This window comes from Saccharopolyspora karakumensis (assembly GCF_004349225.1).
In the GTDB taxonomy this organism is placed as follows: domain Bacteria; phylum Actinomycetota; class Actinomycetes; order Mycobacteriales; family Pseudonocardiaceae; genus Saccharopolyspora; species Saccharopolyspora endophytica.
In genome coordinates this window covers 48,182-71,731 of the sequence record NZ_SMLA01000026.1, presented here as the reverse complement: position 1 = coordinate 71,731, position 23,550 = coordinate 48,182, and the positions used below count along the sequence as shown (strand labels likewise).

Sequence of the window (23,550 nt, the reverse complement as noted above, 5' to 3'; positions counted from 1 at the left end):
GAACTCCTTCGTTGGTGGCGGGTCGTGCAAGTTGTGGAAAGTACTTCGCAGCTGCTGCTTTCAGGTGTGGGACTCAGCTCGCACCGCCGCAGGTTCTTCAGCGGTTTCGTGGCGAGTGCGCCGCGACGCCGTGTATTGGCATGCATCAGGAGTGGCGCACGGAGTCCGCGGAACCGCTCAGGTCCTGCCACCCGCACCGCTACGCACAGCACCTCCTCAACAGCTCCTAGCGGTCCTGGGCGGTCAGGCGGGCGTTCAGGCGCCGGTAGACGCGGCGGGCGTTGCCCTCTTCGATGGCGGCGAGGGATTCGGCGGACAGGCCGGCGTTCTCGACGTAGCGGCGGGTGTCGTCGAAGTGGTGACCGGTGCGCGGGTCGACGCCGCGGACCGCGCCGATCATCTCCGAGGCGAACAGCACCGAGGAGTGCGGGATGACGTCCAGCAGCAGGTCGATGCCCGGCTGGTGGTAGACGCAGGTGTCGAAGAAGACGTTGCCCAGCAGCGCTTCCTCGGGTTCGGGCTTGCCCAGCGCCTGCGCCAGACCGCGAAAACGCCCCCAGTGGTAGGGAACCGCGCCGCCGCCGTGCGGGATCACCAGTCGCAGCTCGGGGAAGTCGGTGAACAGCTCGCCCTGCAGCAGCTGCATGAAGGCCGTGGTGTCGGCGTTGAGGTAGTGCGCGCCGGTGGTGTGGAAGGCCGGGTTGCAGCTGGTCGAGACGTGCACCATGGCGGGCACGTCCAGCTCGACGAGCTTCTCCCACACCGGGTACCAGTGGCGGTCGGTCAGCGGCGGCGAGGTCCAGTGCCCGCCGGACGGGTCGGGGTTGATGTTCACCGCGACCGCGCCCAGGTCCACGACCCGCTCCAGCTCGGAGACCACGGTGGCCGGGTCGACGCCGGGCGACTGCGGCAGCATCGCGCCGAAGGCGAAGCGCCGCGGGTAGAGCTCGGCGACCCGGTGGCACAGGTCGTTGCAGATGCGCGCCCACGTCGAGGAGGTCTCGTAGTCGCCGACGTGGTGCGCCATGAAGGAGGCTCGCGGGGAGAACACTGTGACGTCGATACCGCGGTCGTCCATCTGGCGCAGCTGCTGCGTCTCCAGCGACTCGCGGATCTCGTCGTCGCTGATGACAGGCCCCGCCGGGTCCGGCCGCCCGGTCGGGTCGGCGAGTCCGGCCACCTGGGCGTCGCGCCAGCGGCCGAGCGGCGCCGGGGCGGTGGTGTAGTGGCCGTGGACGTCGATGATCACGCGGAGCGCTCCTTCGCGGCGGGGGTGAGCAGGGCAGATGGGACGAGCACGTCGCCGGACATCAGCAGGCGGGCGGTGCGCAGCAGCGCCGAGCGCACGACCCGCTGGGGGTCGGCGGGATCGAGCCCGAGGGTCACGCTGAACTCGCCGGAGGGGTGCTCGACCGACACCGTCGGTTCGGTGCCGGTGATGCCGGTGGCGACGTCGTGGGCGACGCTGCCCTCCAGCACGCAGGCGGTGGCGGCGGTGACGGCCGCGAGCACGCCGATGGACCGGTGGGCGACCCGGGGGATGAGGCTGCGGGTGGACACGCTGCCGCCGTGCTCCGGCGGCGCCACGAGCGTCATCTTCGGGTAGTTCCTGTCGGCGACGTCGCCGAGCCCCATGGCGCGCCCGCACACCAGGCGCAGGGCTTCGACCTTGGCCTTGAGCGCGTCGTCGGCGTCGATCTCGGCCGGCGTCTCGTAGCCGGTGGCGCCGAGCCGGGCGGCTTCGACGACGACCAGCGGCTGGCCGTTGTCGATCAGCGTCACCTCGACCTGCCCGATCCCGGCGACCTCGACGGTGTCGCGGACGTTGCCGGTGGGCAGCAGGGAGCTCGCCACCGAGCCCGCGGTGTCGAGGAAGCCGATCTCGATCGGCGCGGCGCTGCCGGGGACGCCGTCGATGCGCGCCTCACCTGCGTATTCGACGTGGTGTCGACCGTCGGGTCCGGCGGGTGTGCGGACGGCGATCTCGGCGATCATGCCGGTGTTGCGGGTGAGCACTCGGGCGGTGGTCACCTCGCCGGCGGGCTCGACCACGCCGGTCTCGACGGCGAACGGCAGCACGGCGGCCAGCATGTTCCCGCAGTTGGCGGTCATGTCGACGGCGGTACCGCCGGGCTGCACCTGCCCGAACGTCCACTCGACGTCGACACCGGGCCGCGTGCCGGGGGCGACGATGCCGACCTTGCTGGTCAGCGGGTGCGCTCCCCCGATCCCGTCGATCTGGCGCTCGTCGGGCGAGCCGAGGGCGGCCAGCAGCACGGCGTCGCGGGCCCGGGCGTCCGCGGGCAGCGCGCGCTCGTCGAAGAACGGTCCCCGCGAGGTGCCACCCCTCATGAGCAGGCACGGGATCGCGGTCTGCGAACCGCGGCGGCGCGCGGTGTCGGCTGGCATGGCAGTCCTCCATCGGGTCATCTCGTTGCGAGGAACCTAAACGATGGACACGATTGTTCACAATCTTTTCGACAAAATTAGTCTCCAGATTGCGCACCACTTCTGATCAGCCGGACCGCACCGCGACGGCCTCCTCGCACACCGCTACCGTTCGGAAGATGCGCGCTCAGGAGAAACGAGCCGTCGAGGCCGTGACCGACCACATCGCCCGCCTCGACCTCGCCCCGGACGCGCTGTCGCTCGCGCAGGTCATCGGCACCGCGCTCGGAGCGACCGGCTGCGCGCTCACCATCGCCGGCGAGCGCCACCAGTGGGGGCACGGCGCCGAGCGCTGGCTCAGCCGGCCGGTCGAGCACGACGGCGAGGTGCAGGCCGTGCTGGCCGTGGCCCCCGAATCGGCCGGGCCCGTCGATTCGCTGGCGACCGTCCTCGGCCCACCGCTCACCGCGCTGCGACTGGCCGCCGAGACCGACCGGCTCCGCCGCGACGGCGACGCCGCCGCGCGCGAACTCGTCGACGACCGGTGGCGCACGACGGTCGAGATGGAGCAGGAGCGGCGCGGCCTGGAACGCGACCTGCACGACGGGGCCCAGCACCACCTGGTCGCGCTGAAGATGTCGATGGCGCTGGTCGAGCACACCGGCGCCACCCCGGAACGGCTCGCCGAGCTGGAGTCCAAACTGGACGCCGCCGAGAAGGCGCTGACCGATACCGCGGCGGGGATCCTGCCGATCCCGCTGTCCACCCAAGGTCTCGCGGGCGCGCTGGTCGCCGAACTCGACGCGCACGACGACGTCTCCCTCGACACCGCGGGATTCCACCGCCGCTACCCTCCGCTGGTGGAGTCCACCGTGTACTTCGCGTGCCTGGAAGCGGTCAACAACGGGCACAAGCACGCGCCCGGCGCGACCATCACCGTCGTCGTCCGCGACACCGCGCGGGGACTCGAGTTCGTCGTCTCCGACGACGGGCCCGGATTCGCCATCACCGACCGCAACCCCGGACTGCCGAACCTCTCCGCGCGGATGGCCACCGTCGGCGGGACCATCGACGTCCGCTCAGCGCCCGGTCAGGGCACCACGATCACGGGCGTCGTCCCGCGCTGAGCAGTCCCTCGGCGGTGCGCACCAGCGCCTCGCACACCGACGCGTCCCGGCCACCGGTGACCGGCCGGACGGCGTGCGCCCGCCACCGCTCCGCGGCTCGCTGCGCGGCGACGCGCACCTGCTCGTCGTTGGCCTCCGGTTCCAGGCCGAGGCGGGAGCGCGGGTCGGTGCCCTCCGCGCCGAGCAGCCGCGCGGCGTCCCCGGACACCCCGCGCAGCAGGCGCGTCTCACCGCTCAGGAGTTCGTCGAGCAGGTCCAGTTCGGTGATCTCGTGGGCTTCGGCGGCGATCCGGTCCACCGACCACCGCAGCGAGTGATCGGCGGGCAGCCCCGGCAGCAGAGCGCGCACCGAGACCAGCGCGCGCCGGGCCGCGATCACCGGCGCCCAGGTGATCAGCCTGCGCGCCAGCTCGTCCGCGCTCGCGGTCTCGCTGACCTCCACCCGGTGCCGGTCGCTGCGCAGCACCGCCCGGAACCCGGAGGTGGGCGGAACCCGGCACAGCACCGCGTCGACCGAGCCGCGCGGGCCGTCGTCGGCCACGATCTCCTCGGCCAGCGCGCGGTCGGCGGGGCCGTCGGCGAACACCACGGTCACCCCGAGCACCGACGCGCTGTCCACTTCGGACGAATCCGGCCCGCCCGCGTCGGAGACCACGGCCAGGCGCGGCGGCTGCACCAGCCGCGCGGCCACGGCGTCCCAGCCCGCCCGGGCCGGCCCTGAGCCCGCCGCTTCCTGCCCCTGCTTCACCAGGTCGGTGACCAGCTGGAACAGAGCGCTGGCCTCGCCCCGGGAGGTGATGGTGGTCGTCGTCCGGTCCGCGAGGCGCACCGACACCACCGCGACGCCCCCGGTCACCGAGCACTCCATCGCCCCGCCGAGGACCGCGAGGCGTTCGGCGTCCTGGTGCAGCGCGGCGCGCAGATCGGCCGCCGACAGCTCGCCGATCGAGGTTCGCACCCGCGCGCAGAGCGCCTCGTCGCGCCCGAACTCCACCTCGACGGCCGGGTTCTCGCGGTTGATCCCCTCGCCGGCCAGCAGGTTCAGCACCGCCGCGACCCCGTGGTAGAAGCCGGACTCGATCTGCCAGCCGACGCGCCTGCCCAGGTCGCCGGAGAACCGGACCGGGTGCGGCAACGTCGCCGCCAGCTCCTCCAGCGCCGCCCGCGGGCCCTTGTCCGGCAGCATCGCCGGGTAGACGCCGCGCACGACGGTGCGGAAGTTGTCGAGCATGTCGTCCACGGCGGTGCCGAGCTCGGCGATCCGGGCCCTCTCGCCGCCCTCGGCGAGGTGCTCGCCGAAACCGCGCAGCCGCCGCCGGAGCTCGTCGAGGTCGCGCAGCGTCGAGGTGGTGATCGCGCGGACCAGCCGCCGCCGCTCCAGATCGCGCACGTGCGCCAGCCGCTCCCGCGCGGCGGTCACCTCACCGCGCAGCGCGCGGAAGCGCTCCTCGGCGCGGGCGTGGTCCTCGCGCAGCCGGTCCACGTCGGCCGTCACCGCCAGCCACCCCGCGGTGTCGCGCAACGCCGCCTGCTCCTTGGCGCCCCAGCGCCGGGCACCGGCGACCAGCAGCACTCCCCCGCCGCGCACCGGCTCCCGGGCGGACTCCTCGACGGGTCCGGTGCGGTCCTCCGCGGGGGACGCGGCGACGACGTCGAAGTGCTCGGGCCGGTCGGTCGCGGGCACGCAGTAGGCGGCCTGGCCGCCGACGGCGTCGGCCAGCTGGTCGACCAGGGCACCGGCCAAGCGCTCCGGAGGCGCGGAGGCCACCACGTCGTGCGCGCGCCTGTTCTTCCGCATCACCGCTAGGTCCTGTTCACGAGTGCGGCGGAGCCGCTGTTTCCGGTGTGGGACGTGAGCCCGCACCGCCGCGGGGCAATTCCTCGCCCGCTCCTAACCTTCGATCCGGCTGGACCTCAGGTACGCGAGGACCGCCAGGACTCTGCGGTGGTGCATGGCTTGGTCGCGCGGGAGTCCCAGCTTGGTGAAGATCGACGCGGTGTGCTTCTCGACCACCTTGGCGGAGACGAACAGCTCCTTGGCGATCGCGTTGTTGGCGTGACCCTCGGCCATGAGGCGCAGCACGTCCACCTCCCGCTCGGTCAGCGACGAGATGGGGCTGTCGGCCCGCCGGGCGGGCGCCTCGACCAGGCGTTTCGCCAGCGTCGGCTCGATCACGATCTCGCCGGCGGTGATGCGGTCCAGCGTGTCGGCCAGCACCTGAACGCCCGCGACGCGCTCCTTGAGCCGGTAACCGATGCGTTCGGCGCCGATCTCCAGCACCCGCATCAGGTAGTGCGTCTCGGCGTAGTGCGACAGCAGCAGCAGGCCCGTTTCGGGGCTGCGGGCCCGGATCTTCTCGGCGGTGGTCAGCCCTCCGTCGGGTTCCGGGGGCATCCTGATGTCGAGGACCGCGACGTCCACCTTCTCGGTGGCCACGATCCCCAGCAGCGAATCACCGTCGCCGACGCAGCCGACGACCTCGTGCCCGGCGGCCTGCAGCAGCAGGACCAGCCCCTCCCGGAACAGCGCGCCGTCCTCGGCGATGGCTACCCGCACAGCAGCACCGCCCGCAGGTTGCGCCAGGTCGACGAACCCGGCCGTTGCTCGGTTATGCGCACGCGCACGACCCTCCTGCCTCGCACTCGCACCCGCACGGTCGTACCGGGTTCAAGAGTAGCCAGGTGATCCGCGACGAGGAGACCGGTCCGCACTCGCGCCTGCGGGCCGAGCTCGTGCTCCGGCAGATCCAGCCGAATCCGCAGGTCGTAGCGCTCGGCGAGAGACAGGCAGGTCGGTTCCAGGCCTTCGGCGAGCACCGGCGGGTGGATCATCCCGCCGAGCTGGCGCAGGTTCTCGATGAGCGAGATGACCGTTTCCCGCAGCGTCTCGATGCGCGAGGACACGCGCAGGTCGGCGACCCCGGCGGAGAACAGGTCCAGTTCGACCGCCAGCGCCGACAAGCCCGCCGCGGGGCCGTCGTTGAGCGCGCGTTCCAGCTCGAACCGGTACTCGGCGGCACCTCGGCCGGGCACGCGCAGCCAGCCGGGCAGCCACCTGCCACCCCGCACGTTGTACCTGCCCGCACTCCCGACCATCGTCCCAGCCTCGCGCGAGCGGCTGCCCGGCAAAAGGGTGCCAGCCCGTTGCGGTGGTAGGGCTATCCCCACGGTTCTCCGGCTCGCATAGGGTTGACGCGAGCTGAGTTGTGATTATCTTTTGCTGACGCGAAGGGAGCACACAAGGTGCGTTACGGCGTTGGCATCGACCTCGGGACTTCGTTCACCTCCGCCGCGGTCAGCGGTGAGGGCGGTACCCGCATGGTGTCGCTGTCATCCGAGGTGGTCATCCCCTCAGTTGCGCACCCGGCTCCGGACGGTGCGCTGCTGACCGGGAACTCCGCGCTGAGCGCGGTGTCCGACCCGGCTCAGGTGGCCCGCAACTTCAAGCGCAGGCTCGGCGATCCCACGCCGCTGGTGCTCGGCGGCTCCGCCTACTCGCCCGCGGCGCTGATGGCCGCGCAGCTGCGCGACGCCCTCGACATCGTGACCCGGGAGATGGGCGCAGCGCCGGAATCCGTCGCGCTGACCTACCCGGCGATCTGGGGTCCCTACCGGCAGGAGCACTTCACCGAGGTTCCCCGCCTGGCGGGCGTGGAGGACTTCCGCCTGATCACCGAGCCGGAAGCGGCCGCCACCCACTACTCCACCGAGCGCAGGCTCGAAGACGGCGAGGTCGTGGCCGTCTACGACCTCGGCGGCGGCACGTTCGACACCACGATCCTGCGAATGCGCGCCGGACGCATGGAGATCCTCGGCACGCCGGAGGGGATCGAGCACCTGGGCGGCATCGACTTCGACGAGGCGCTGCTGGCGCACATCGACCAGCGGCTCGACGGCGCGATCAGCCGGCTCGACGCGACCGAGCCCAGGGCGGCGTCCGCGCTCGCCACGATCCAGGCGATGTGCGTGCGCGCCAAGGAAGAGCTCTCCACCGAGCCGGACGTGAACCTCACGATCCCGCTGCCCTCCGGCCCGCGCGGCGTGACCATCACGCGGCTGGAGTTCAACGAGATGATCCGGCCGTCGGTGCAGCTGACCACCGAGGCGCTGCACCGGACCACGACCTCGGCGGGGCTGCGCGCCGACGACCTCTCCGCGGTGCTGCTCGCGGGCGGTTCGTCCCGCGTCCCGCTGGTCGCGCAGATGCTGTCCCAGGAGTTCAACAAGCCGGTCCGGGTCACGCTGCACCCGAAGTTCACCGTCGCGCTGGGCGCTGCGCGCACCGCGACGCAGCCCAGACCCGCCGTCGCGCCCGAGGGAGCCCCGGAACCCGTTGCTCCCCAGCCGGTTCCGCAGGAAGCAGCGCGCGAGAAGAGCTGGCTGGTGCCCGCCGTCGCGGCCTTGGCGGCCCTGGTCATCGGCGTGGGCGTGACCGTGTTCGCCACCACCGGCAGCGATTCCGACGCGACCAGGGGCGCGGTCGCCGAGAAACCCGCTCCGCCGGCAGGTCCGCTGCCCGTCTACGACGGCAAGGTGCTCGAACCCTTCGCCGGGTACCTCGGATCCGACGTCAACTGGGGCGGTTCCTACATCTTCGACGAGGGCACCGAGCAGGGCTCGGTGATCAAGGCGGTCACCGACCCCGCCAACGAGGGCCTGCGGGTGTCGTGGATGGAGGACAAGCCCGCCCAGGTGTACTTGCAGACCAACAGCCCTCGCGGCCCCCTCGACCTCACGGCCTACTCCGCGAACGACGGGGCCCTGGTCTTCGACGCGATCGTGCACACCCCGCCGACCGGCGAGACCACGAAGATCGGGATGCACTGCGAGTTCCCCTGCCGCTCCGAGGTCCCGGCCAGCCACCTGTTCGCCAACCTCCCGCCGGAACACCGCACCACGGTGAAGATCCCGCTGTCGTGCTTCGTCAGCGGCGGGCTCGACCAGCGACGGGTCAACACGCCGTTCCTGGTGTGGTCCCAGCGCCGGATGGACATCACCTTCGCCGACGTGCGCATCGAGCCCCAGGTGACCGACGCGACTCCCTGCGGCGCGTTGAGCTGAGGCGTCACGCGACTTCGAGCACGCGCGGCGCGAAACGGGTGCGCAGCGACCGGATCGCGTGGTGCAGGCGGCTTTTCACCGTCCCGACCGGAACGCCGAGGGCGGTGGCGGCCGACGCGGTGGTGCGGTCGGTGACGTAGACCTCGACGACCGCGCTGCGGTGCGCCGGGGAGAGGTGGTCCAGCAGCTCGTCGACGACCATCCGGCTCTCGACCTCGTCGCTGGGCGCGGACTGCACGGCCCGGTTCGCCAGCTCCTCGCTCTCGAACGCGACCTCCGTGGGCCGCGCCTTCCGGCTGCGGTGCTGGTCGACGGCGACGTTGTGGGCGACGCGCAGCAGCCAGCCGCGCACCGAGCCGTTGCCGTTGCTGAGCCGGTCGGCGTGCCGCCACGCCCGCAGCCAGGTCTCCTGCACGATGTCCTCGGCGAGGTAGCGGTCCCCCGTCAAGCGAGTGGCGTAGGAGAGCAGCGCGGCGCCGTGCTCGCGAATGACACCGTCCATGTCGGTGGCTACGGGCCGAATGGTGCTCTTGGTGTCCATTTCGCCATTCCTCTCTCGACGGGTGATCCGGGAAGCCCTACCCGGCCGTGACCAAGAGGAATGCTTTCGCGTTTCGCGGCAGGAATCGTCGGGTCTGTCCCTCCGTTCCCCGGTGCTGTCCCGCACTTTCGGGGGAGGCTGACCCGCGCAAGGGGGTAGGGCTATCCCCCACCCGACGTCCGGTAGAGCGACGACAGCTCCCGGGCCGCGTCGGTGACCGCGCGGACCAGATCGTCCACCCTGTCGTCACCGAAGCGCACGGTGGGTCCCTGGACGACGACCGCGGCGATGACGTGCCCGGTCTGGTCGTGCACCGGGGCCGCCACGGCCCGCACGCCGACGAGACGTTCCTCGTCGTTCAACGCGTGACCCCGCGACCGGATACGCGCGAGTTCGTCGGCGAGCTCGGCGTGGGTGGTGATCGTGCTCGGGGTGTGGCGCTGGAACGGCTCGGGCATGGTGGCCGGCTCGGTGCCGAAGGCCAGCAGCGCCTTGCCCATGGCGCAGACGTGGATCGGGTTGCGGGCGCCGGGTTCCTGGTCGTAGCGCAGCGGGTGCGTCGAGGGGATCTGCACCAGCACCGCCACCTCGTCGCCGATGCGCGTGCCGAGGCTGACGGCTTCGCCGGTCCGGTCGCGCAGCGCGGTGAGGACCGGGTGCATGACGGTGGTCCCCATGCGCTCCAGCGCCAGCCTGCCGAGGATCGCGGTGGTCGGACCGAGGAAGTAGCGCTCGGTGCCCGGGTCCTGCGCGAGCATGTCGGCGGTGTGCAGGGCGCGCATGATGCGGTGCGCGGTGCTGACGGTCAGGCCGAGCTGCGTGGCCACGGCGGTGGGGGTCAGCTGCTCGGCCTTCTCGAAGCAGCGCAGGACGGCCATCGCCCGGTCCACCGACTGGGTGCCCGAGCGCCGTTCCCCGGTCAGCTCCGACATGCGCCGCCGCCCTCGGCGTTCGGGTCGACCTCGGCCCACAGGCTCGGCAGGTTCACCACGATGCCTTCCTGGGTGCTGCGGGCGATGACCACCACGGCCTCCTCGTCGGCGGAGGGGTTCTCCTCGCGGTGCGGGACGTAGGGCGGCACGAAGATGTAGTCGCCCGGCTCGGTCTCGACGCGGACCTCCTCGGCCCCCTCGGCGAAGACGAACACGGGGTGTCCGGAGACCACGTAGATGGCGGTCTCGGCCTCGCCGTGGTGGTGGTCGCCGGAGTTGGTGGCCGGCCCGACGTGGGTGCGGCCCATCCACAGCTTCTCCGAGCCGACGGTCTTGCCCGAGATGGCCTCGAAGCGCCGCATGCCGGAGGTCTGGTTGGTGTCGGCGGTGAGCCCGCCGCCGCGGACGTGCTCCAGCTTCTGATGCCAGTCCGCGGTGCCGCCGGGCCGGTTCTCGTTTCCTGACAAGGGTTTCTCCTCGCTGTTCCTACATAGTGGTCGGCCTTGATGCCCACCCCGCCACGTTCATACCGCGTGGGACGACGATATTGCAATGTGGGACGGCAGATCGGAGATGCCAGATGGCCGTCGAGTTCGTGGGAATGATCCGCACCGCCGACACCTCGGAGTTCCGCCCGCCGAGCGGGCCGGCCGTCGACCGCGACTACCTCCGCTGGTTCGCCCGGGCCCACGAGGAGGCCGGGTTCGACCGGGTCCTGATCGGTTACCACTCGTGGATTCCACCGTCACCGCCCCATAAACCCGTGCGACGATGCGGAAACCCGGGGCGACCACGACCGGCCGGTTTCTACCCGGTCGAATCAGGGTGTTCGGGTTTCCGCAGGTGGAGGCAGAAGCAGGCTCCTCCCCCGTCGTCGTGCTCGTACCAGGCGCTTCCGTCGTTGGCTTCCGTGAGGCTGCGGACGATCCACAGCCCGAGACCGGTTCCTTCGACATCCCGCCCGGCGTTCGGCTCGCGGCTGAAGCGCTCGAAGAGGTGGGGCACGAACTGCGCCGGAACTCCCGACCCGCTGTCGCGCACTCGGATCTCCACCCGGCCCGACCGCTCGGTGGCTCGAACCTCGATGGGCGGACTTCCGTGGATGAACGCGTTCTCCAGGTAGATGATGAGCATCTCCGAGAAGTCCTGTCGGTCCACGAAAGCCGCGAGATCCGGGCTGCACGAGACCTTCACGTCCTGGGCCTTGTCCCCGCAGTCGGCGAGCCGTTCGAGGATGAGCGCGAGCACCGCCACGGGTTTGGGGAAGGAGCGGGATTCCTCCGCATCGATCCGGGACGCGGTGAGCAGCTTGCGCATGAGCGCCTGGAGGCCTTCCATGCGGTTGATCACCTGGTTGACCACCTCGACGCCGTGCTGATCGCTGTTCGCGGAGAGGTGGTCCCGGAGGAGGTGCACGAGCAGCTTGATCTCGGCGACCGGTGTGCGGAGCTCGTGGGCGGCGACCGCGACGATCGTCGTCTGGCGTTCCAACGCGCTTTCGAGGTCGTGCTCGACTTCCTTGTGGCGTGTCACGTCGCGCAGGGCCGCGACGTGGATGCGTTCGCCTTGCCAGGTCGTGCTGGTCACCCGCATCTCGACCACCCGCGGTGGTCTGCCGGGTGCGAGCAGTTCGATCTCGCTGGTCTCCTGAGCGACCACCGGAAAGCCGAACGGGGTTCCGACGAGATCTCCTGCCGGTCGGCCGAACATCACTTCGGCGGCCGGGTTGCACGAGCGGATGACTCCTCGATGGTCGACCGCGACGATCCCATCCGCTGAGGCCGTCACCAGGTCCTGGACCCCATCGTCCTGGAACGGAGAGCCGGAGGTCCCCGCTTCGCCTTCTCCGCTGGATCGAGCGTTCGACCGGTCGCTCATCGGATCACCGTTCCGCCGGCTAGCGCGGCTCGGTCGGCGGTTGCGGCTGCTCGGGAACCAGCGGGTTGGCGAACAGGGCGCGGGACACGCCGTGCAGGGGTTCGCCGATGTGCATGCCGAGGCCGTCGATGGCCACCTGGCGGATCCGGTGGTCGTGCGCTGTGCCCCGAGCTTGAGCGACGGCGATGGCCCGCCGGACCTCGCCGCCCTGCTCGAAGTCGCGGATCAGGATCGTGACGTCGGCGAGACTGGCGACCTCCACGGCGACGTCGGGGGTGAGCGACGGTGCGAGACGGGGGCCGGCAGCCGACGTGAGCAGTGCGGTGATCTCGCGGGGACGCAGCACGGCCCCCAGCGCGACGAGGAAGTCGAGCAGCGCCCGCGGTGTGGTGATCCGCTCGAGCGCGGAGAGCGTGTCGATCACCATCCGGCGGGGCTCGAACTCGGTGACGTTGCGCCGCAGTCGGATGAAGTGGTCCTCCATCGAGGATTCTTCCGGGTACTCCGAGACCACCTTCAGCAGTCCGGTCTCCTCCATCGCGTCCAGATCCATTCCCCAGCCGGCGGCGTTGCGCACGAGCTGCTCGCGGGTCTCGTCGAAGGTGTAGAAGAGGCATCGCTCCTGAGCATCGAGCGCGGAGGCGGCGAAGTGCAGTCCGACCAACGTCTTGCCCGCTCCGGAAGAGCCGCTGACCAGAGCGATCGCGTCTCGGTAGAAGCCGCCACCGCACATCTCGTCCAGCTCGGCGTTGCCCGAGGACACGCGGGTCTGCGAAGCCCGCGCCCGCGTCCCGAGGAACGCCAGGGGCATGACGACGATCCCCTCCTGCGGGTCGATGGCGAACAGCCACTCGCCGGTGCGGTGGGCGGCGCCGCGGAACTTGACGATCTCGACGGTGCGGCGGCGCTGCTCCTGGCGCAGGACGTTGCGGAGGATGATCACGTTGTTGAGCACGAACTCCTCGACGCCCAACCGCGACACGCCGTCGTGCTCTTCCGTGCGCTCAGCGGTCAGCACGGAGGTGACCCCGATGTTCTCGAGGGAGGACGCGATCCGCAACAACTCCTGGCGGATGTTCCCGGCCTCGCTGAACCGGGTGAGGATCGCGCCGATCGAGTCGAGCACCACGCGCGTCGCACCCGTGCGGCGGACCGCGTGTTCGATGCGAGCGACCAGCGCCGAGAAGTCGTAGTCGCCGACGGTGGAGGTCTCCTCGACGTCGTCCGAAGCGTCGACGAAGGTCCACTTCTCCTCGCGTTCCCACAGTTCGATGGGTTTGCCCATCGAGCGGGCGTTGCGGCGGATGGCTGCGGCGGTCTCCTCGAACGTGACGAAGACACCGGACTGGTCGAGAGCGCGGATGCCGTGGGCGAGGAACTCGACGGCGAAGAGCGTCTTGCCGCTGCCGGTCGTCCCGGTCACCAGCGTGGACCGCCCGGCGGGCAGCCCGCCCAACGCGACCTGGTCGAAACCGCTGATGCCGGTCGGGAGCCGTCCGATCGCATCGCTGCTGCTCACGCGGTCACCCTCCTTCCGAGAACAGCGCATCGGCATCGGGCAGGCCGAGGGCGGCCATGATGCGGCTGTGGTCCGAGAGGTCCCCGATCACCCGCCGTTGCGGCAACGGCGCGATCCTGACCACCGTCGGCGTGGCCAGGATCCGCAGCTCCCCTGCCAGGTCCGGGCGTTCCGCGACGTCGACGACCTCGATCTCGTAGCGGCCGGGCACCCGGTCTTCGCACACCGCACGCAGGTTGATCTTCGCGGCCTGGGAGCGCTCCGTCTGCCCGACCACGAACAACCTGAACGTAAATTCAGCCACCTGAAACACGCGCTCCCGCCCACACCGAGCCGAACGGACGTGCGACCGCGCCTCGCACCGCCGACCGGCCCATCGTCCCCCAACGCGCCGGACACCGCGCTCCGCGAACACCCGACCTGGCTGCGATCTCACGGTGAACGCTCCCCAAGACTCCGAGCGGATCGGGAAACCCTTGGCACCGGCCGTTGTCCTGCGGCTAATCTCGCCCGCATGGGTGATCAGTGCGTGTTCTGCCCGATCGTGGCCGGTGCGCTTCCGGGCTGCCCTGGAAGCCCGACGTCCCCGGCGACGAGAACACCCTCACCGACCTCGGCAACCGCCTCGCCAACGCCCTCGACTGACCCGGGCGCGTCAACAACCCGGCTTTTTCGTCGCGATCGTTCCCGCCACTGCCCGATGAACTGTGGGTCCGACTGGCACCGCCCACCGACGAGCCACTGGCCTTGTCCGAACCACCGGATTGCGGCAGCAATCCGCTCCCCGATTACGGCAGTATTCGGGTTCCCGATCACGGCGGTATTCCGGGTCGTCGGACCGCCCCGTCCCGTGGTGGTCGCCCAGCGTCCAGGATTTCAGTGGAAATCAGGTTCCTGACTTCCGCTGAAACCGGGAATCCGCCGCCTTCGGCTGAACTCGACGCTCCCGGGTTCGTGACGCGGTGAGTCCCGGAGGGATCACCGCGGCAGGAGGTCGGGCACGAGTCTGGTGAGATCGGGTAGGACGTCGGTGATTCCGCTGGGGCGGGTGCTGCAGGTGGCGCGGTAGGGCTCGGCGTTGGTTCCCGTGGCGCCCAGGGCTTGGTCTGCGAAGTGGGCGATGGTGTCCGAGGCCTGGTGGGAGTTGCGGTGCAGGGCGATGTTGTGGCCGGCGGCGGGGATGACGGCCGCGCGCAGGCAGGCGTGCGGGTGGAACCCGGGGGCCTCGTAGTCGGCGAGCGCTGAGCCCGCGCGTTCGAGCGCTTCCGGCGAGTCGTGGACACCGGCGGCGGTGCGGCACGAAGATCCGCCGGGACCGCAGACGAAGTCGTCGTGCTGACCGTTGATGAGGAACGCGGGGATGCGGATTCCCTTGTGCGTTCCGTCGTACTCGCGGCTCAGGGCGAGCGGCTCGGTGACCGTCATGGGGTTCTGCAGCCTGTCGTCGACCGCGAGCATCCCGGGATCTGCGCCGGGCCCGTGGAAGAAGGGCAGCCGGGGGCGGGTTCCCGGGCGTGAGGCCAGGTAGCCGGGATCGGCTTTCCAGCGCGCTGGGGGCAGCGCGGGCTGCAGAGCCGCGGGGATCATCGTGGACAGCAGGTTCACGCCTTGCTCGAGCCGAAACCTGTTGCTGTAGCCCGTGCCGATGACGAGATCGGCATCGTTGTGGATCGCGGTCTCCAACCAGACCACGGCCGTGCCGTAGGAATGACCGACGAGACCGACTCGGGGGTACGGCGTTCCGCCGACATCGCCGTTGCGGAGCCGGGTGATGAGCTGGTGGACCGTCTCCGCAGCGGCGTGGGGAGTGATGAGCGCGCTGAGCGGGTGGTCGCTGCGGCCCGCGCCGATGCGGTCGATGTTCAGCGTCGCGTACCCGTGGTCGAGCAGGCGGTTGACGGTGGAGTACGTCCCGGGCTGGAAGGGCGGATCCCAGTACCAGGTGCCGTAGGTGAGCCCGTGCACGAGGAGCAGCACGGCGGGCGGCTGACCGGTGGCCGCCGCTCGGGCCTGGGTGGCCTCGCTCATGCACAGCTCGCCGTGGATCGTGCTGGGCACGGACGGCTCCGGCAGCGCGGGCAGCGGGGTGTTCGCCTGGACCGCCACCGCCGGGAGCCGCACGGGCAGCTCACCGACGAAAGGGCAGGTCTTGCCCGGCGACCGGGTCGGCGTGCCGAAGTCCCGCGAGTCCTGGAGAGCGGGACCGGCAGCTGCCGACGGGATGATCACCGTCACGGCCAGGACGGTGGTGATCGTCGCGAGAGCCCGTCCCCACGACCTACTGATTGCGCGCATGACTCCCCCGAGAGATGAGCGTGACCGGGTAGGCGAATGACCGGAGGAGGTCATTCGCCTGCGAGTGATGGGATTCGGCCGCGGAAGTGCGGCGATGGCGGCACCAGGCGTCGCCGCGCCTGGCCGCGTGTCAGCGCCTGGAGATCAGCGCGCGCTCAGCGGACGTATGAGGTCGGAGCTGTGGATTCGGAACCTCGTGTTCTCGCGCGGCACGGCCATGGCCCCTCCCCCTCGTCGTCGCAGTGGAGCCTGGCGCGAGGCCGGGTCCACCTCGGCGACTTCACTGGTGAGCGACATTCTCATGTGGACTCAACCGTGCCGCCACTCGAAGATCGACCAGCTCGGTCAGAAGATGGACCAGCCGGTGAGCGTGGTGAAGTGATCGAGCGCGGCGACCCCGGCAACGGAGTTGCCCCGGGCGTCCAGACCCGGGCTCCACACGGCGATCGCACAACGTCCCGGGACGATCGCGAGGATGCCACCGCCGACGCCGCTCTTGCCCGGGATCCCGACGCGGTAGGCGAAATCGCCTGCGGCGTCGTAGGTCCCGCAGGTGAGCATGATCGCGTTGACCCGCTTGGCCTGCCTGCGGGTGAGCAGCTCCGAACCGTCCCGGCGCACGCCGTGCGCGGCGAGGAACCGCCCGGCCAGGGCCAGGTCGCGGCAGCTCATCTCGATCGAGCACTGCCGGACGTACTGGTCGAGCACCGTCCCGACCGGGTTGCGCATGTTGCCGTAGGACGCCATGAAGTGCGTCAGCGCCAGGTTGCGGTCGGCGTGCGAGGCCTCCGAAGCCGACACCTCGGCGTCGACGCGCAGGTCCGGGTTGCCGCTCTCGGTGCGCAGGAACGCCAGCAGCTCGCCGCTGGCGTCACCGACCTGCGAGATCAGCTCATCGGTGACCGTCAGCGCGCCCGCGTTGATGAACGGGTTCCGCGGGATCCCCCGTTCGTGTTCCAGCTGGATCAGGGAGTTGAAGGCGTTGCCCGAGGGCTCCCGTCCGACGCGGCGCCACAGCGCCTCATCGCTGCCGGCCAGCACGAGCGCGAGGGTGAAGACCTTCGAGATGCTCTGCACCGAGAACGGCATCTGCCAATCGCCGGTCCCGTGAACGCGCCCCTCGCGGTCCGCGATGGCGATGCCGAAATGAGCAGGATCGACCCTCGCGAGCGCCGGGATGTAGTCCGCGACCACCCCGCTCCCGCGCAGCGGTGCGACCTCATCGACGATCCGCCCGAGCAACTGGTTCAGCTCCACGAGCGACCATCATGTCATCGTTGCGGTCCACAAGAGACCGGCAGGCCGCACGAGCCGCGATCCGCGGCGAGTCGCAGCCACGTGACCCGAGCACCGACGCGCGTCCGTCAGAGGATTTCCAGCGGTGTCGCCCGGTCCGGCGCCGGGAACTGCGCGTCGAGCTCGGCGAGGTCGTCCGCCGACAGCCGGATCTCCAGGGCCGCGTGGTTCTCCTCGACGTGGTCGCGAGTGGCGGCCTTCGGGATGGCGCAGAGACCGTCACCGGACAGGACCCAGGCGATGGCGATCTGCGCGGGGGTGACCCCGTGGCGCTCCGCGACCCGCCCCAACACCGGGTCCCCGAGCAGCCGGCCCTGCTCGATCGGTGAGTACGCCATCACCGGCAACTCCCGGTCCCGGCACCACGGCAGCAGGTCGAACTCGATCCCGCGCCGCGTCAGGTTGTAGAGCACCTGGTTGACCGCGCAACCGCTGCCGCCCTCCTGTGCCCACAGCTCCCGCATGTCGTCGGTGTCGAGGTTGCTGACCCCGAAATGGCCGATCTTGCCGCTGTCGCGCAGTTCCTCGAACGCTTCGAGCGTCTCGGACAGCGGTGTCCCGCCCCGCCAGTGCAGCAGGTAGAGATCGAGATGATCGGTCCCCAACCGACCCAGGCTGCGCTCGCACGCCTCGATCGCGCCCCGCCGGTCGGCGTTGTGCGGGAACACCTTGCTGACCAGGAAGACCTCGTCCCGCCGACCGCCGATCGCCTCGCCGACGACTTCCTCGGCACCACCGCTGCCGTACATCTCAGCGGTGTCGATCAGACCGATGCCGAGGTCGAGTCCGTGCCGCAGCGCCGCGACCTCCGCCGCGCGGTCCGAACCGCGCTCGCCCATCCCCCAGGTTCCCTGCCCCAGCACGGGCAGGTCGCCACCGGAAGGCAGTCGCAGGTGTCGCATCGTTCGCACTCCGTTTCGCGTTGTCGACGAGCAGGCCGTGCCGGGCGCGACCACAGTCTAGGGAACGCGCCCGCCCACGCGGCAGCAACCGCACGGCGGTCCCGACGAGCCGTCGCGCCAACCGCCGCGGAACCCTCGTCGCAGGGTGCGATCCGGCGACTCTCCCCAGCGGGGACGTCGAATTCCGCACCCATCGCGTGAGAGATGACATAGGACTTCGCAACCGCTCGACGAGCTCTCTAGTCTGGGGACCGTGAAGGAGCCAACGGCACAGCACCGCGGATCGAGGAAGTGGCTGGCACTTCCTCTTCTCGTGCTGGGCTTCCTCCTCGTTCCCCTCGTGCTCCTGCCTGCGCACGCGCTTCCCGGGCACGCGGCGATGATGTCGCTGTCGAGTTCGGCGAGCGCGCACCACGGCGAGCCGGGCGGGCACCACGACACCCACCTCCCCGCGTTGTCGAACGACGCCATGACCAGCCACGAAGGCGGCCAGAACCACGGGGATCCGCACTGCCACGTCGGTCCTGACCACAGCGCGGTCGCTCCCACCCGATCTCTGAACACCCCGTCTGAGCTGGGGTTCCTCCTCCTGGCGCTCGCCTTCGCCGCAGCGGCGATCGCAGCGCTGCGCACCGAGCCCGCGTGGGCTCAGCGACTTCGGCACTGGTTCTCCCGACCACCGTGGAGAGCATCCGGAACCTCTTTCCTCCACTTCGCGTGCATCGCACGAACCTGAGAGCAGGACCGGGTCCTCGTCCACCACATCGCGGGTGAATTCCCGATGAACGCGTGCCCTCTCCGCGTTCTCCCCCGCGAATCGCCTTCCCGGACGGGATCTCCTCTCGCGCGACGGTGACGCATCCCCGTTGTCGCCGGGCTTCTCCGGCACGCGAGTCGTCGTACGCGCCTCGGTTCACGCTTTCCGCTCTTCTCATCGCGGTGGCGCACCGAAGTGCGCCCCGAAACCTGGAGGTTCGCAGTGATCCACGATTCGGTGATCGGTTGTGTCGGATCGACCCCGATGGTGCGACTCAGCCGTTGCTTCCCCGAACCCGAAGTGGAAGTGCTCGCCAAGCTGGAGATGCTCAATCCCGGCGGGAGCATGAAGGACCGCCCCGCGCGGTTCATCGTCGAACAGGGCTTGGCCGACGGGACGTTGCGCCCCGGCATGCGGCTGGTGGAGAGCACCTCCGGCAACCTCGGCATCGCCCTGGCCATGGCAGCCGGGCTGCACGGGTTGTCGTTCACCGCCGTGGTCGACCCCAAGACGTCTTCGACGAACCTGCGCCTGCTGGAGCTGTTCGGCGCCGACGTCGAGATGGTGACAGAGCCGGACGAGGCCGGCGGCTACCTGCACTCGCGCGTGCGCCGGGCCGAGGAACTGGTGCGTTCGATCCCGAACGCGACGCAGGTCAACCAGTACGCCAACGACCTGAACTGGCGCTCCTACCACGACACCGCCGGTGCCGAGATCCTCGACGCCGTCGACGGTCCCCTCGACTACCTGGTGGCCGCGGTGTCCACGACGGGCTCCATCCAGGGCATCGCGCGACGCCTGCGCGAGGACCACCCGAACCTCAAGGTCATCGCCGTCGACGCCGTCGGCTCGGTCATCTTCGGCGCCCCCGCCGGAGCTCGGCAGATCCCCGGCTTCGGAGCCAGCCGGGTCCCGGAGATCTGCGATCCGGCCGAGATCGACGACGTCGTGCACGTCGCCGACGCCGAGTCCGCCGCCGGGTGCCGACGGCTGCTGGCCACCGAGAAGGTCTTCGCCGGCGGGTCGTCAGGCGCGGTGATCGCCGGCGTCGAGCACCTCGTCTCCCGGTTGGAGGGCCCCGCCCGGATCGTGACGGTGCTGCCCGACCGCGGCGAGCGCTACCTCGATCTGGTCTACGACGACGAGTGGGTCGCCAATCTGCCCGACCCGTGGCAGGAGCACGAGGCGGTGACACCGTGACCCGCACCGTGCGCACACGGCATCCGGCCTCGCCGCAGCAAGCGGACGCCACCAGCGGCCACGGGCGCAACCTGGCCCTGCTGTGGGCGGGGCAGTTCGTCAACACCGCAGGGCTGATGATGCTGGTGCCGATCATGCCGTTCTACCTGGAGCAGATCGGCACCAGCGGAGTCGCCGAGACCCAGACCTGGGCAGGAGTGGCCATCGCCGCCCCGGCCCTGGCCCTGACGGTCGTCACCCCGCTGTGGGGACGGCTGGGCGACCGCATCGGCCGCAAGTGGATGGTGGTCCGCGCGCTGCTGGGCCTGGCCGTGGCCATGGTCGTCATGGCCACGGCGGGCTCCCCCGCGCTGCTCGTGGTCGGCCGCCTGCTGCAGGGCACGCTCGGCGGCGTCGTCGAAGCCGCCGCCGCGTTCGCCGGCTCCACCGGCTCGGACGACAAGCGCGGCTCAACGCTGGGCAAGTCCTTCAGCGCCACCGCGGCCGGTGCGCTCGCCGGGCCGATCGCCGGTGGCCTGCTGGTCGGCTCGGGCGGCCTGCCCCGGCTCATGCTGGTCATCGCCGGGATCGCGACCGCGATCGCGGTGGCCTGCGCGTGGGCGCTGCGCGAACCCGGCCGCATCCCGGAACATCGCACCGAGGCGAAACCGGCGGAGCGGCAACGCCCTTCAGTCCTGCGGGTGCCGGGGGCGGTGCCGCTGGCCGCGGCCGCCGTCGGGGTCTACTTCGGCGTCTACGGCCTGATCCCGGTCTACGCCGAGCACGTCGAAGGCATCGTCGCCCAGCGGGGCAGCGCGAGCCTGTGGGTGGGCGTCCTGCACTCGGTGATGTGGAGCGCGACCCTGCTCGGCTCGTTCTGGTGGGGCAAGCGCAACGACCGCACCGGACGGCCGCTGCGCACCTTCGCCCTCGCCGCCGGTGGGTGCGCGGCCGCCATCGCGCTCGTGTCCTTGCCCCTGGACCCCTACGCGATGATCCCGCTGCGCCTGGTGCAGGGCTTCTGCTTCGCCGCCCTCGCCCAATCGGTGTTCCTGCACTTCAGCAGGCACGCGCCCGCCGAGCACAAGAGCGGGTTCGTCAGCACCGCCAACAGCTGCCTGCTCATCGGCCAATCCGCGGGCCCGCTGCTGGCCGGACCGCTGATCGCGATGCTCACGACACCCAGCACGGTGCTCATCATGGCCGGGGCCTGCGGACTCGGGTGCCTGCTGGCCGTCAAGCCGTACCTGGACGAGAAGCGCACCCACGACCATCTGGCCGAGACACGTCCGATCCGGTACTCGACTCGGCCGTGATCGTGGCACACCCGGACGATCCCGGGACGTGGACCACGCTGGTCACCGCACGTCCGCGAACCACCGGCGGTCGAGGAGCGCGCTGTGGTGCCCGGTGCCGTTGCGGACGTCGTAGGCGCGCGCCACGATCGCGTCGCGCGCGTTCTGCAACAGCTCCCGCAGGACACCCGCGTACTCGAATACAGGTGCTGCGGCAGGATTTCCACGACACCGCGCAGATCGACCTGGAAAGGCTCAGTTCTAGCGCCCGCACCGGGACCCACCTGGTTCACGGCGCTCAGCGTAGACGTCCCCCGCCGCGCTCGGGCGCCGTTCACAACGATGGCGGCCACCCGGTTCTCGGGGAAACTGCGGGGCGATGACCAACACCGTGGTCACCGGGCTCCAACAGCACCGGCGCGACGTGTCGTCAGAACTTCGCTCATACCACCAGGACACGACGGTCCGTGCAGCATGGCGCATGCGTTCGATCACGGGCCTCCGGCTTCGTCGGCGGTGAACGGGGCGCGCAGCGGGCGCAGAGTCTCCTCGCTCTGATCTGCCCGCCGGGGTTGGGCGGCGGGGCTGACGCGGGGCGGGCCGGGCTCGAGGAACGCCACACGCGGCACCGGCGTCCCCGCGCGGGATAGGCCCCCGCGGCCAGCTGGGCGCGGGTCGTGACGCGGCAGGGTGCCGCGCCGATCAACGTGCGCGGTGTCGCTCTGCGGTCCGTTGCCGAGCCGGAGGGAAGTGGAGAGGTTCACAGAGAAGTCCTTCCAGGAAAGTGAATCCGACGGGCGCAGCGCTCTTCGTTGTCACGCGTGCGGCCGTGGTGGTGGGGTGGTTAATCGACGTCGGCGAGGAACACACGTCCTCCGCCGTAGGCGGCGAGCTGGTGGTGGGCGCGGGCGAGCGCGTCGTGTTCGGTGCCGGCGATTCGCGCGGTGTGCTGACCTTCGGCATCGGTGATGTGCCAGACATCATCGGACAACGTCCGCTCGACGTGGCGTGAGTGCCGCATCAGGCCGGCACCGCGGCGTCGTGCTGAGGCGCCAGGTTCAACTCGGCGCGGCGGCTGCGGGACGGGAGTGCGCGCACCGCGGCCGTGTGCAGCTCGCGATGCACGCGGGGCGCCGCGTTGATGAGGTGCAACGGGATGTGCCGATGGGCCGCGTAGGTGCGTGCGGCGACGAGGAGGTCGAGCCCGGCGGTATCCAGGGTGGTGGCCTGGGCCAGGTCCACGAGCGTCTCCGGTGGTGCGGTCAGCAGATGCGGCCAGAGCCGCTCGGCCAGCCGGGTGACTTCCGCATCGACGAGGTCACCATCCACCGCGAGCACGGTGGGCAGGGTCAGGCCTTCGTTGGCCCGCATCGGGCTCCAATACACGTGGAAGGATCCGGCGGCATGGCGCAACGCGGAGCGTCGCAGCTTCACACCGCAGGCGGCGAAAGAGGTTCCGGGAACCCGGGCCCGTGGGAAACGGACTCGACTCAACCGGAGCCGAAGGAGTGTTGCAGCGGACCGCAGCCGGTAGCGCGCCCAGTGGTGGGCGGCGTCGTCGCGGCGACCGGCGCGCTGCTGGTAGGTCGGTTCGGCGGCCTCAACCGCACCGCGAGAACGGGTGCGGGAGCTATGCCGACGAACCGCAGTCCCCGGCCCGCACACGAGGTGCGGGCCGGGAAGTGAACTCAGCGGAGTCTCAGGCCACGCGCACCACGTCGGCCTGCGGGCCCTTGGGGCCCTGGCTGACGTCGTAGGTCACCTTCTGGTCTTCTTCGAGGGTGCGGAATCCGGCCGCGTCGATGGCCGAGTAGTGCACGAACACATCCGGGCCACCCTCGTCCGGGGCGATGAAGCCGAAGCCCTTTTCCGAGTTGAACCACTTCACGGTTCCGTTGGTCATGACTGTCTCCTTCAGGAGCTGGGGTATGACGGGCACCCGCACCGCGCGGAGGCCCGGGCCGGGGGATCTCAGACGGCGGCTCACTCCAGCTACGACCAAAGAAAGAAGCTCGCCCGCATCAACATCCTGCGAGCATGCGCAAAACACGAACCCAGAAAATACAACGACCACCACTCACCCTACACGCGCACCCGGGTGCCGTCACTCCCGCGAGGGCACGCCGGTTCCGCGCGCTGCGGCTCTGCCCAGCAGAAGATCGCGTCTCGACACCGCCCGCCCCGCGACCAGTGGCATCGACGGATGACCTCGCGGACAGATCCACTTCTCGCCAGTGGCCCCTGAAACAGCGAAAGCCCTCATCGATGGATTCCATCAATAAGGGCTCGCACTCGGTAAATTGAATGGTGCGCGATACTGGGATTGAACCAGTGACCTCTACCGTGTCAAGGTAGCGCTCTCCCACTGAGCTAATCGCGC

The 23,550-nt window shown here is 70.5% G+C and carries 22 protein-coding genes and 1 tRNA gene; 6 read left to right on the top strand and 17 right to left on the bottom strand.

Features of this window, described 5'->3' with window-relative positions:
• Positions 1 to 226: 226 nt before the first annotated feature.
• Both E1202_RS17860 and E1202_RS17855 read right to left on the bottom strand, forming a co-directional pair.
• Positions 227 to 1,249: an amidohydrolase family protein gene (locus tag E1202_RS17860; protein WP_132684288.1), complete on the bottom strand. Its 1,023-nt coding sequence runs from the start codon at positions 1,247 to 1,249 to the stop codon at positions 227 to 229.
• Positions 1,246 to 2,409 carry a 4-oxalomesaconate tautomerase gene (locus tag E1202_RS17855; RefSeq protein WP_132684287.1) on the bottom strand — a complete coding sequence of 388 codons (1,164 nt, stop codon included), beginning with the start codon at positions 2,407 to 2,409 and terminating at the stop codon, positions 1,246 to 1,248. Before E1202_RS17855 ends, E1202_RS17860 begins: the two co-directional genes overlap by 4 nt.
• A gap of 158 nt (positions 2,410 to 2,567) precedes the next feature.
• Between E1202_RS17855 and E1202_RS17850 the strand changes: the two genes are divergently transcribed.
• A complete protein-coding gene (locus E1202_RS17850; RefSeq protein WP_132684286.1) occupies positions 2,568 to 3,515 on the top strand; it encodes a sensor histidine kinase in 948 nt (315 codons plus the stop codon).
• Here the strand turns inward: E1202_RS17850 and E1202_RS17845 are convergent.
• From E1202_RS17845 to E1202_RS17835, 3 genes are all read right to left on the bottom strand, one after another.
• Complete coding sequence (locus E1202_RS17845) at positions 3,493 to 5,313, bottom strand: hypothetical protein (protein ID WP_132684285.1); 1,821 nt, start codon at positions 5,311 to 5,313, stop codon at positions 3,493 to 3,495. The two genes, E1202_RS17850 and E1202_RS17845, sit on opposite strands and share 23 nt — an antisense overlap.
• A 93-nt stretch (positions 5,314 to 5,406) precedes the next feature.
• A complete protein-coding gene (locus E1202_RS17840) occupies positions 5,407 to 6,072 on the bottom strand; it encodes a response regulator transcription factor (RefSeq protein ID WP_132684284.1) in 666 nt (221 codons plus the stop codon).
• A complete protein-coding gene (locus E1202_RS17835) occupies positions 6,063 to 6,611 on the bottom strand; it encodes a sensor histidine kinase (protein ID WP_132684283.1) in 549 nt (182 codons plus the stop codon). Before E1202_RS17835 ends, E1202_RS17840 begins: the two co-directional genes overlap by 10 nt.
• 147 nt (positions 6,612 to 6,758) lie before the next feature.
• On the opposite strand from E1202_RS17835, the gene E1202_RS17830 reads away from it, so the two are divergent.
• On the top strand, positions 6,759 to 8,576 hold the full coding sequence (locus E1202_RS17830; protein WP_235878586.1) for an Hsp70 family protein: 1,818 nt from the start codon (positions 6,759 to 6,761) through the stop codon (positions 8,574 to 8,576).
• A gap of 4 nt (positions 8,577 to 8,580) precedes the next feature.
• Here E1202_RS17830 and E1202_RS17825 read toward each other — a convergent pair whose 3' ends face one another.
• The 9 genes from E1202_RS17825 to E1202_RS17780 all read right to left on the bottom strand — a co-directional run bounded on the left by E1202_RS17825 (position 8,581) and on the right by E1202_RS17780 (position 17,939).
• Complete coding sequence (locus tag E1202_RS17825) at positions 8,581 to 9,117, bottom strand: sigma-70 family RNA polymerase sigma factor (protein ID WP_132684282.1); 537 nt, start codon at positions 9,115 to 9,117, stop codon at positions 8,581 to 8,583.
• A 161-nt stretch (positions 9,118 to 9,278) separates the two neighbouring features.
• The gene (locus E1202_RS17820) at positions 9,279 to 10,049 is read right to left on the bottom strand and encodes an IclR family transcriptional regulator (RefSeq protein WP_132684281.1); all 771 of its coding nucleotides are present in this window, start codon (positions 10,047 to 10,049) and stop codon (positions 9,279 to 9,281) included.
• Positions 10,037 to 10,516, bottom strand: coding sequence for a cupin domain-containing protein (locus tag E1202_RS17815; RefSeq protein ID WP_132684280.1), 480 nt, complete (start codon positions 10,514 to 10,516; stop codon positions 10,037 to 10,039). Before E1202_RS17815 ends, E1202_RS17820 begins: the two co-directional genes overlap by 13 nt.
• A 340-nt stretch (positions 10,517 to 10,856) precedes the next feature.
• Positions 10,857 to 11,927, bottom strand: a complete 1,071-nt coding sequence (locus tag E1202_RS17805) for a PAS domain-containing sensor histidine kinase (RefSeq protein WP_132684279.1) — start codon at positions 11,925 to 11,927, stop codon at positions 10,857 to 10,859.
• 19 nt (positions 11,928 to 11,946) lie between these two features.
• On the bottom strand, positions 11,947 to 13,446 hold the full coding sequence (gene kaiC / locus E1202_RS17800; protein WP_207918724.1) for a circadian clock protein KaiC: 1,500 nt from the start codon (positions 13,444 to 13,446) through the stop codon (positions 11,947 to 11,949).
• Positions 13,447 to 13,450: 4 nt separating this feature from the next.
• Positions 13,451 to 13,723 (bottom strand): circadian clock KaiB family protein, encoded by a 273-nt coding sequence (locus E1202_RS17795; protein WP_207918722.1) that lies wholly within the window; start codon positions 13,721 to 13,723, stop codon positions 13,451 to 13,453.
• A 701-nt stretch (positions 13,724 to 14,424) separates the two neighbouring features.
• The gene (locus E1202_RS17790) at positions 14,425 to 15,741 is read right to left on the bottom strand and encodes an alpha/beta fold hydrolase (protein WP_165943897.1); all 1,317 of its coding nucleotides are present in this window, start codon (positions 15,739 to 15,741) and stop codon (positions 14,425 to 14,427) included.
• A 345-nt stretch (positions 15,742 to 16,086) separates the two neighbouring features.
• The gene (locus E1202_RS17785; RefSeq protein WP_132684275.1) at positions 16,087 to 16,998 is read right to left on the bottom strand and encodes a glutaminase; all 912 of its coding nucleotides are present in this window, start codon (positions 16,996 to 16,998) and stop codon (positions 16,087 to 16,089) included.
• Between the two features lie 107 nt (positions 16,999 to 17,105).
• Positions 17,106 to 17,939: an aldo/keto reductase gene (locus E1202_RS17780; protein WP_132684274.1), complete on the bottom strand. Its 834-nt coding sequence runs from the start codon at positions 17,937 to 17,939 to the stop codon at positions 17,106 to 17,108.
• Positions 17,940 to 18,192: 253 nt separating this feature from the next.
• Here E1202_RS17780 and E1202_RS17775 point away from each other — a divergent pair, with 253 nt between their 5' ends.
• The 4 genes from E1202_RS17775 (at position 18,193) to E1202_RS31485 (ending at position 22,182) form a co-directional block, all read left to right on the top strand.
• A complete protein-coding gene (locus E1202_RS17775; RefSeq protein WP_132684273.1) occupies positions 18,193 to 18,675 on the top strand; it encodes a hypothetical protein in 483 nt (160 codons plus the stop codon).
• Positions 18,676 to 18,891: 216 nt separating this feature from the next.
• Complete coding sequence (gene sbnA, locus E1202_RS17770) at positions 18,892 to 19,896, top strand: 2,3-diaminopropionate biosynthesis protein SbnA (RefSeq protein WP_328590994.1); 1,005 nt, start codon at positions 18,892 to 18,894, stop codon at positions 19,894 to 19,896.
• The gene (locus E1202_RS17765) at positions 19,893 to 21,191 is read left to right on the top strand and encodes an MFS transporter (RefSeq protein WP_132684271.1); all 1,299 of its coding nucleotides are present in this window, start codon (positions 19,893 to 19,895) and stop codon (positions 21,189 to 21,191) included. Before sbnA ends, E1202_RS17765 begins: the two co-directional genes overlap by 4 nt.
• Positions 21,192 to 21,954: 763 nt before the next feature.
• Positions 21,955 to 22,182 carry a hypothetical protein gene (locus E1202_RS31485; RefSeq protein WP_165943896.1) on the top strand — a complete coding sequence of 76 codons (228 nt, stop codon included), beginning with the start codon at positions 21,955 to 21,957 and terminating at the stop codon, positions 22,180 to 22,182.
• An 8-nt stretch (positions 22,183 to 22,190) separates the two neighbouring features.
• Here the strand turns inward: E1202_RS31485 and E1202_RS17760 are convergent, their stop codons facing one another.
• The 3 genes from E1202_RS17760 to E1202_RS17750 form a co-directional block, all read right to left on the bottom strand.
• Positions 22,191 to 22,541, bottom strand: a complete 351-nt coding sequence (locus E1202_RS17760) for an STAS domain-containing protein (protein ID WP_132684270.1) — start codon at positions 22,539 to 22,541, stop codon at positions 22,191 to 22,193.
• Between the two features lie 328 nt (positions 22,542 to 22,869).
• Positions 22,870 to 23,073 (bottom strand): cold-shock protein, encoded by a 204-nt coding sequence (locus E1202_RS17755; protein ID WP_132684269.1) that lies wholly within the window; start codon positions 23,071 to 23,073, stop codon positions 22,870 to 22,872.
• 402 nt (positions 23,074 to 23,475) lie between these two features.
• Positions 23,476 to 23,550: transfer RNA gene (locus tag E1202_RS17750), tRNA-Val, on the bottom strand.

Bases quoted from the DNA above. Each gene is read 5' to 3' on its own strand.
- E1202_RS17855 (WP_132684287.1), bottom strand. From the start codon at position 2,409: ATGCCAGCCGACACCGCGCGCCGCCGCGGTTCGCAGACCGCGATCCCG.
- E1202_RS17850 (WP_132684286.1), top strand. From the start codon at position 2,568: ATGCGCGCTCAGGAGAAACGAGCCGTCGAGGCCGTGACCGACCACATC.
- E1202_RS17845 (WP_132684285.1), bottom strand. From the start codon at position 5,313: ATGCGGAAGAACAGGCGCGCGCACGACGTGGTGGCCTCCGCGCCTCCG.
- E1202_RS17835 (WP_132684283.1), bottom strand. From the start codon at position 6,611: ATGGTCGGGAGTGCGGGCAGGTACAACGTGCGGGGTGGCAGGTGGCTG.
- E1202_RS17825 (WP_132684282.1), bottom strand. From the start codon at position 9,117: ATGGACACCAAGAGCACCATTCGGCCCGTAGCCACCGACATGGACGGT.
- E1202_RS17820 (WP_132684281.1), bottom strand. From the start codon at position 10,049: ATGTCGGAGCTGACCGGGGAACGGCGCTCGGGCACCCAGTCGGTGGAC.
- E1202_RS17805 (WP_132684279.1), bottom strand. From the start codon at position 11,927: ATGAGCGACCGGTCGAACGCTCGATCCAGCGGAGAAGGCGAAGCGGGG.
- E1202_RS17790 (WP_165943897.1), bottom strand. From the start codon at position 15,741: ATGCGCGCAATCAGTAGGTCGTGGGGACGGGCTCTCGCGACGATCACC.
- E1202_RS17780 (WP_132684274.1), bottom strand. From the start codon at position 17,939: ATGCGACACCTGCGACTGCCTTCCGGTGGCGACCTGCCCGTGCTGGGG.
- E1202_RS17760 (WP_132684270.1), bottom strand. From the start codon at position 22,541: ATGCGGGCCAACGAAGGCCTGACCCTGCCCACCGTGCTCGCGGTGGAT.
- E1202_RS17755 (WP_132684269.1), bottom strand. From the start codon at position 23,073: ATGACCAACGGAACCGTGAAGTGGTTCAACTCGGAAAAGGGCTTCGGC.